Source organism: Leptolyngbya sp. BC1307 (assembly GCF_002286735.1).
In the GTDB taxonomy this organism is placed as follows: Bacteria; Cyanobacteriota; Cyanobacteriia; order Phormidesmidales; family Phormidesmidaceae; genus Phormidesmis.
Genome location: NZ_NRTA01000121.1, coordinates 1 through 1,986 on the forward strand (window position 1 = coordinate 1; position 1,986 = coordinate 1,986).

Below are 1,986 nucleotides of genomic sequence, written 5' to 3' on the forward strand. Positions count from 1 at the left end.
GGGGGGTTGTCGGGTAGAGAGGTCTCCTTCAATACTTAGGTCTGCTTTGTATTCCCTGTTGCTCTCGCCTTTCGGTTCGAGAGTGTCACAAGATTTGACCCTATATCGTTGAGAGCCTCCCCCCCACAGAAGCCTGCCTGCGGTTTTCCCGCACAAGCCTCTTCATACAGCCTTTCATCCGTTCGGGTAGAGCGACACTAAGCGTCTAGGACGCGGTAGAGGATACGCCATTCGATAACGAAGAAAATCTGCCCATGTGAAGCTACGCCGTTGACTGCGACGGTTCAACCACTTGAACAAGAGAGCATGGGCCTTCTGTTCAAAGGTCTGTATGGCTCGACTATTATCAGTCACTCCAAAGTAGTTGAAGTGACCCCGTAGTTTCTGCCCCACCATCTTCCATATCAGGGGTAGCCGATATGTACTGCGTACCTGACGGAGCCAATCATTCAGCTCCACCAAGGCACGACGTAACCGTTTCTTTGAGGTCTTGCGTTTCAAGCGAACATAACCCTTGCGACTGCGGCCCCAGTAGTGGGTCAACCCTAGAAAGTCAAAGGTTGGTGGACGCTGCCCCGTCTGCAAACAGATGCAGGCATGGCGCTTTCCACAAGCCATCAAGTGAGTCTTGTTCTCATTGAGACGTAGACCATATTTCTCCAGCCGTCGTGGCAGTACCCGCATGAAGCGGTGGGCATCGTCTTCTCGTTCAAACACCATAATTGCGTCGTCTGCATATCGGATAATGGCGCAGTAGCCCAAGCAGTGATCGATCACCACTTCGGTAAACCATTTGTCCAATACGTGATCTAGGAAGATATTCGCAATCACAGGCGATGAGATAGAGCCTTGTGGGCTCCCTAGTTCGCCGTACTCTATACCCTTTGGAGTTTGTGTACCGGCCTTAAGCATCCGCGATATCAAACGGATGAATCTCTCATCCTTGATTCGCAGCCTCAGGACATTCACTATCTCCTGGTGGGGCATCGTGTCGAAAAACTTGGCCAAATCAATGTCCGCGACCCAGTTCACTGGCTGACACATCACTTCTGTATTAAGCTGCCTGAGCGCATCATGGCAGCTCCGCTTTGGGCGGAATCCATAAGAGGTGTCGATAAACACAGGTTCGTAAATCGCTTCTAATATCCGGCGCGTCATCTCCTGAACGATTTTGTCTTCCGTGCAACTGATTCCCAAGGGACGGCTACTGCCATCCTCCTTAGGTATCTCTACCTGTCGCACCGGCTGAGGCCGGTACGACATCTGGTGCAATCTACGGTGCAGTACCTGAAGGTTGCCCTCCAAGTTCTCGCCGTATTGCTCTTTCGTTACCTTGTCCACTCCGAGGGCTTTATTCCCTTCGAGTGACTTGAAGCAGGCGCGTAGATTTTCCACACTAAAGTGGTGCATCAGCGCCGTAAACGGCTCCTCTGATTGTCTTCGCGCCCGACTGGCTATCCGTTCGACTCCGGTTGTCGCCGTTGCTCCACCGCTGGGTGTGGACGGCGTTTCCATCGAACGGGCGACTGTATGTGTTCCCCTTCGCTCCTTAGGCATTACCCTATCTCTCCACTACTATGAGAACATCCGACTTCCCATGAACCGTTGGGCTTCCTTCCGGGTTTACCGGTTGTGACACCCTACCCCCATATTTGGAGGAATTCATGGGACCTCCCGAGTTCCCGACTTTGCTTTGATGACGTGCCACGGTCTCAGACCCCGGTGGACCCTACGGAGCCTTGGTCCTTGCCTCCTGCGGTTTTGCCTTCCGTGTTGCATACCACGTCGGCATCCACAATGACGGTTATTTCGGGGCTCTATCCCTTCACGCTGACGCATTGCAGCCCATCATCTCCCTGTGTACGCTTCGCTCTCATCGTTACCGATGACAACGCAACACTCAGTACCTGGTGCCTGACCATAGCTTCCAGGACTAGGACTTTCACCTAGCTAACAAAGCCGAGCTTTGCTCGGCGCACATGCAAA

The 1,986-nt window shown here is 52.9% G+C and carries 1 protein-coding gene; it reads right to left on the reverse strand.

Features of this window, described 5'->3' with window-relative positions; all coding sequences use genetic code 11:
- Positions 1–174: 174 nt before the first annotated feature.
- The gene (gene ltrA / locus CKL79_RS22245; protein ID WP_240519040.1) at positions 175–1,515 is read right to left on the reverse strand and encodes a group II intron reverse transcriptase/maturase; all 1,341 of its coding nucleotides are present in this window, start codon (positions 1,513–1,515) and stop codon (positions 175–177) included.
- Positions 1,516–1,986: the final 471 nt, after the last annotated feature.